The organism is Streptomyces sp. NPDC054847 (assembly GCF_053610925.1).
In genome coordinates this window covers 1-6,114 of sequence record NZ_JBSGZJ010000430.1, presented here as the reverse complement: position 1 = coordinate 6,114, position 6,114 = coordinate 1, and the positions used below count along the sequence as shown (strand labels likewise).

3 protein-coding genes are annotated in these 6,114 nt (G+C 69.3%); all 3 read right to left on the bottom strand.

The annotated features are described in order from the left end of the window. Positions 1-16 precede the first annotated feature (16 nt). The 3 genes from ACWGH4_RS29255 to ACWGH4_RS29245 all read right to left on the bottom strand — a co-directional run bounded on the left by ACWGH4_RS29255 (position 17) and on the right by ACWGH4_RS29245 (position 5,963). On the bottom strand, positions 17-2,086 hold the full coding sequence (locus tag ACWGH4_RS29255; RefSeq protein ID WP_453466215.1) for a hypothetical protein: 2,070 nt from the start codon (positions 2,084-2,086) through the stop codon (positions 17-19). A gap of 131 nt (positions 2,087-2,217) precedes the next feature. Further along, a complete protein-coding gene (locus tag ACWGH4_RS29250) occupies positions 2,218-3,711 on the bottom strand; it encodes an SDR family NAD(P)-dependent oxidoreductase (RefSeq protein WP_441262983.1) in 1,494 nt (497 codons plus the stop codon). 227 nt (positions 3,712-3,938) lie between these two features. Continuing rightward, entirely contained in the window at positions 3,939-5,963 is a 2,025-nt protein-coding gene (locus tag ACWGH4_RS29245; protein WP_453466212.1) for a glycosyltransferase family 4 protein, read from the bottom strand. Positions 5,964-6,114 lie beyond the last annotated feature (151 nt).

The following is a 6,114-nucleotide window of genomic DNA, read 5'->3' as shown; positions in this document are numbered from 1 at the left end:
CTGCGGATGTGTCGCGTCAGCCGCCCACGGCTGTGTCGCCCACGGGCGAGTCGTCGAGCCCCGGCGCCTGCTCGGGTCCCGTCAGGCGCTGTTGCAGCGCCAGATTGCGTGCCTCCGCCTTGGCGGCCAGTGCCTGCACCGCCGCGTCGAACTGCTGCAGGGACGTCGGCTCGTCGGGGCCGAGCAGATACTCCTTGAGCTCCCGCCGGGCCTCGGCACGGGTGTCCGCCGCAGCGTCGGCGACGGCCGCGAGCAGCTCGTCGAGCTCCGTGGCGCTGTTGGAGAGGATCACGGCCGCGCGCACCGCGGTGTTCTGCCGCCGGAACTCCGCCTCTCCCAGGCCCGCCGAGTCGGTGACCGCGTACGGCTTGCCGCTCGCGATGTAGTCGGAGACCACGCTGGAGATGTCGGAGACCATGCAGTCCGACTCGTTGAAGCAGTCGTACAGGCGCGGCTCGGGACCGGCGATGACGCGGTGCTCCCACCAGCCGAAGGAGCGCCAGTACGCCGCGTTCCACTCGTCCTTGAGCTTCATGATCTCGGCCTCGCGCGCCGGGTCGGCCACCGAGTCGCGAGCCTCCTCCGCCTCGTCCCCGCCGGCCTTGGAGACGCCCGACAGTTCCGCGAGACGTGCTTCGATGCGTTCCAGCTCGACGCGCGCGGCGGCCTGGTCCTCGGCGTCCGCCGCCGCCTCCGCCGTCCACCGCGGGTCGATGGCCCGGGCTGCGGCCGCGGCCTCGACCAGCGCCCTGATCCGCGCGTCGACGGCCTTGGCCTCCGCGCTGCGGGTGCCGGTGAACGGATGCGGCTTGTAGATGAGCCGGATGGGCTGCTCCGCGTTCAGCAGCCGCTCCACGATGTTCTCGCCGGCCAGCAACAGGGAGGTGTTGCCGGGGTTGTCGTCCCAGCCCTCCCAGGTGGGGGCGTACAGAACCGTCGGGATCGGCTTCTGCGGCCCGCCCGTCCATGCCCGGATGGGGGCGAGCTGGGGGCGGCCCACCTCGACGATGTCCTCGCTGCGCACACCGACGTCGGCGAGGGCGTACCGGTCGCGGCCGGCCCGGCCGGCGGTCCACACCTCGTCGTAGACCTTGCTGTACGGGTTGACGCTGGCGAGCTTGTCGCTGTCGCCGTGGCCGATGAAGACGTGCTTCATGGTCGGTACGCGCAGCATGTGGATGTTCTTGCCGACGTTGGCGGCGTACAGCGCGACGCGGACCGTCGACAGGTCGAGGTTCATCAGGTGCACGCCACCGGGCACGCAGATCACCGGGACGGACGTGGCGCCGAGCTGCGGCACGATGTTGCGCTCACGCAGGACGATCAGGGGCCGGCCGTCGATCTTGGCCATCGTGTCGAGCCACATGTTGACCTGGTACGCCGACTCCCTGGAGCCGGAGAAGTAGAGCATCACCGTCGGCTTGTAGTCGCGCAGCCAGGCATCCACGCCGGCCAGTACCTTGTCCGGCGGCGGCACGAGGCGGCCCGGCCGCAGGTGCGGGACGAGCAGCGCCAGGTACACGACCGCGAGGAGGAGCGTGAGCCCGAGTCCGGCGTACGCGAAGACGGTGCGGTCGGTCCCGACGGCGAGCAGCACGCCGATGAACGAGAAGATGTCGAGGTGCAGCATCTTCTCCGCCGAGCGGTCCAGCAGCGGGCGCGGCGGCGCGTCCGGGATGCGCACCCGGCTGAGATCGACGTTGCGCGTGACCACGGGCAGTTTGCGGCGCAGCCGGATCAGCGTGACCATCGCGCCGTGCGGCGCCTGGAGACCGTAGAAACCGAGAAGGCAGGCGACCGTCACATAGAAGACGGGCTGCTCCGCGAACCCCATCCGGGCCAGCAGCAGCACGAGGAGCAGTTGGCGCACCAGGAAGCGGATCGACAGACCGGCCCGGACCTTGGCGAGCCGGTTGATCAGGTAGCTCGACCGCTGGTGCAGGAACTGGTCCGCCGCGTACGTCACGGCGGCGGCCGCTGCGAAGAACCAGATGCTGGGGATTATCGCCGCGAGCATGACGCAGGGGAATCCCAGCATCAGCAGGAGCGCGGCTGCCAGCTCCGATCCGCTGCCCACGCGTGCCATGCGAATGGCTTTGGTAATCACGGAAAAACCTGCTCCAAGGTGGTGCCGACGGTTTTCTGCGAAGGACGTTGAGCCCCGCTCGACAGACTAGGGCCCCTGCGGCGACCGCAGAGGCCCCAGCGCGTGAGCAATCAGCTGTGTTCCTCGTCCTCATGGCGGTCCAGGACGGACGCCAGGGCCTGCTCGAACCCGGTCGCCTCGGAGGCGTCACGGGTCGGGTCCTGCTGGCGCACGTCGATGACGTGTCCGGTCAGCTCGGACAGCAGCACGTCGAGCGAGGTACGGGCGACGGCCTCCGACGACAGCAGGGAACCGGCAGGCTCGACGCCGAACGCCTTGGTGCGCATCGGGGTCGCGGTGCGCTCGGGGTTCACGCAGTTCACCCGGATACCGTCGGCGGCCCACTCGTCCGACAGGGCCTGGGTGAGGTTCACCATGGCGGCCTTGGTGGACGAGTACAGGCTGTACTCGGCACGGCCGCGGGTGTAGCTGCTGGAGGTGTAGAGCAGCAACTGGCCCCGGGTCTCGGCGAGATACTTGTGCGAGGCGCGGGCGATATGGACCGGCGCCAGGTAGTTCACGTTCAGCGCTTCCTGGATGGCCGCGTTGTCCGTCTCCGCCAGTTTGCCGATGCGCAGCACTCCCGCGGTGTTGATCACGTAGTCGATGCGGCCGCTCTCGGCGTACGCCTTGGAGAGGGCTTCGTCGACGTGTTCGGGGTTCTCGACGTGCGTGCCGGTGGTGGAGCGGCCCAGCGCGTACACCTTGGCGCCGTAGGACTCGGCGAGCGAGGCGATGTCGGCGCCGATGCCGTACGAGCCGCCGAAGACGACGACCGTCCTGCCGGTGAGCTGCTCGCGGTAGGCCCGTTCGTCGGCGGGGGCGGGGAGGGCGGTCGAGGCGAGCTGGAAGAGCTTGTCGGCGATGAACACGTCGACCGGCTGAGTGACCTTCATGTTGTACTCGTCGCCCGCGACGACGTAGATGGGCACGTCCGGCAGATACCTCAGCACGACCGTGCAGTCGTCCGTCGCCTGGAAGTTGGGGTCACCGGCCGCGATCTCGTACGCCTTGCGGATCGTCGACAGCTTGAACGCCTGCGGGGTCTGCCCGCGGCGCAGCCGGGAGCGGTCCGGGACGTCGGTGATGAACTCGCCGTCCTCGCCGTGCGTCCGGGTCACGATGATCGTGTCCGCGGAGGGGATGGCCACGTCGACGGCCTGGTAGCGGTCCAGCGCGTCGACACAGTCCTTGATGACCCGCTCGGAGAGCAGCGGGCGGACCGCGTCGTGGAAGAGGACGTTCAGGTCCTCCCCCTCCGCGAGGTCCTCACCGAGGGCGGCGATGGCGCGCTCGGTGGTCTCGCTGCGGGTCGCGCCGCCCTCGAGGACCTTGGTGACCTTGGTCAGCCCGGCCTTCGCGACGATCTTCTCCACTTCCGCGACATAACCGGGTGCCATCATCACGACGACGTCATCGACGGAGTCGGCCTGCTCGAAAATCGCCAGCGTGTGTTCTATGACCGCCTTACCCGCGATCTTCACCAGCTGCTTGGGAATCGCGAGCCCCACCCGCTGACCGGTACCCCCGGCGAGCAGGACAGCTGTGGTTCGGGATCTGGCCATGTGGTGCACGGACAAGGGGACCAATCTTGCGGGGGCGGGGGACAAGGCCGATGCTGACATTCGTGCTCACCGTCCCGCAAGACGGCTGACACCTTGCGCACATTCGAATAAACCTGCTGTTCACCCTGGCGTTGCGGGCATGCGACACCGAACGGCGCCTCTGGATCAGGTGACTGACGCCACACGTTCGGATGGAGTGAAGTATCACAGAGCGGGAGAAGCGGCACTTACATATCCGCCACATTGAGCGCGAGGTCGTTCGACAGCGTGTAATAGACGTGCACGCGGATCTTCTTTCGTTGCCGTCCCAGCACACGCCGTGCCACCGCCCGCGGCAGGCCCGTCTGCCTGCGCTTCCCCAACACCGTGTCCGGGTATACGAAAACCCGCTGCTTCATCACCAGATCATCGAGCAGCCGGCCGATCCTCACCGGCTTCACAGCCGGGTCACAGCGAATGAAAAAGTCCCACACATCGTTTCCGCTGACCTGTGAGGCAGCCGGTACGGATGAAGAAAAACGGAACCGAAATCCGTCCTTGCCGACCTTTTTGCCGCGGAATTGGATCTCGTCCGCCCCTCCTCCCCGCCGGCGCAATACGAGCACGGGTGCCCGGGAGACCATGGCGGTGCCGAGCATGCTGCCCTCGATGGTCACCCGGGCACCGTCGATCCGGATGTCCCCCGCCTCTGCGTGGACCGGCCGGTGCCAGGCCCTCAGCGCGAGCACGCCACCCTTGGCCGTGTCCGCGTACGGAAGGAGATGGCGCACCCCTTCGCCGGGCGTCACGCGCTCGGCCGCGTCGAGGGCGCCGCGCTGGTCGACGACGCGGGCCGCCAGCCGCTGCCCCGGGCCGGCCGCCGGCTCGAGGAAGACGTCCCACACCCCCTCCGGGAAGACCTCGTCGGCCGGGACCGTCACCGACCCCTTCTCGTCCAGGTCGAAGGTCCGCACCTGGGCACGCGACCCGGTACGCACGCACACCAGCCGGGCGCCGCTGTCGCAGCCCGCCGGCAGGGGCGCCACCGGACGCACCTGAAGCGAACCGTCCGGGGCGACGGTGCAGTCGGCGAGCGGCGCGGTGGCGGGGACACGGTCGCGCTGCGCCACCTCGGCGGCGAGCTCCTCGAACAGGGTCTCGTACCGCTCCGCCACCGCCGCGGGGTCGAAGCGGCGCGCGTTGCGCACCGCGGCGGCGGCCATGCCGCGGCGCAGATCCTCGTCGTCGACGAGCCGCAGCAGCGCCCGGGCCATGGCACCGGCGTCGCCGACCGGGACGAGCAGCCCGTCGACACCGTCCTCGATGATCTCGCGCGGACCGTAGTCGCAGTCGGCACTCACCACCGGCACACCGCAGCGCATCGCCTCCACCAGGGTCATGCCGAACGACTCGTGCCGGGACGCGGAAGCGGCGACGGCCCCCTTGACCCACTCCGACTCGATCGGCGAGCAGGGGCCCATCAGATGGACCTCGTTGTAGAGGCCGAGCTTGTGGATCCTCGCCAGCAGCGCGTCCCGCTGGTCGCCGGACCCGTAGATGCGCAGGGTCCAGCCGGGCCGTACGGCGACGACCTGGGCGAACGCGTCGATCAGTACGTCGAACTGCTTCTCCGCCCCCAGCCGGCCGGCCGCCACGACCGTCCGGCCCGTGCCGTCGGAGGGGCGGACGGAGGGCTCGGGAACGCTGTTCGGGATGGACAGCACCCGCGTGCTGCGCAGCGGCATCTTGTCGCGCCACGCCTTCGCGTCTCCCTCGGAGACCGTCACGAAGGCGTCGACCGCGTCGAGATGCTCGTACATCTCCTCGCGCAGCGCCGCCTTGTGGTGGTTGTGCGTCATGTGCTCCTGGCCGATACGGACCGCGGAGGCGGGCGCGAACTGGGCGACATAGGCCACCAGCCCGGGCCGGGTGCCGATGACGACGTCCGCGTCGGAGACGGCGTAGTGGGCCTGGACCCGGTCGTCGATGAGCCGGTTGTACTCCTTGTACCGGGCCTCGGAGCGGGGGAAGGCACGGGACGGTTCGGCGAACAGCGGGTCCCGCCGGTCGTTGAAGGGATTCGCCGGCCGGATGTCGACCATGGGAACGACGGTGATCCGGGGGTCGATCGGGAACGCCGGCGGGTCCCGGTGCCGGAACACGGAAACGATCTCGACCTCGTGCCGGCCGGCCAGCTCCTCGGCCAGGTTCAGCGTCGTACGGATGGTCCCGCCGATGCCGTAGATGGTGTGGATGAGGAAGGAGATCTTCACCGTCGCTCCGTTCAGGTCCCGCTCCGGGACGGCCCACGGTATGTCCGGATGACGGCGTCGAGCCACAATTGCCCCCACTCGGGTGACGACCCGTCACCTCATGGGCGGTGACGTGCGGGCAGGGCGGCCGGACTCCGGAACGAAAGAGGCC

Bases quoted from the DNA above. Each gene is read 5' to 3' on its own strand.
- ACWGH4_RS29255 (WP_453466215.1), bottom strand. From the start codon at position 2,086: ATGGCACGCGTGGGCAGCGGATCGGAGCTGGCAGCCGCGCTCCTGCTG.
- ACWGH4_RS29250 (WP_441262983.1), bottom strand. From the start codon at position 3,711: ATGGCCAGATCCCGAACCACAGCTGTCCTGCTCGCCGGGGGTACCGGT.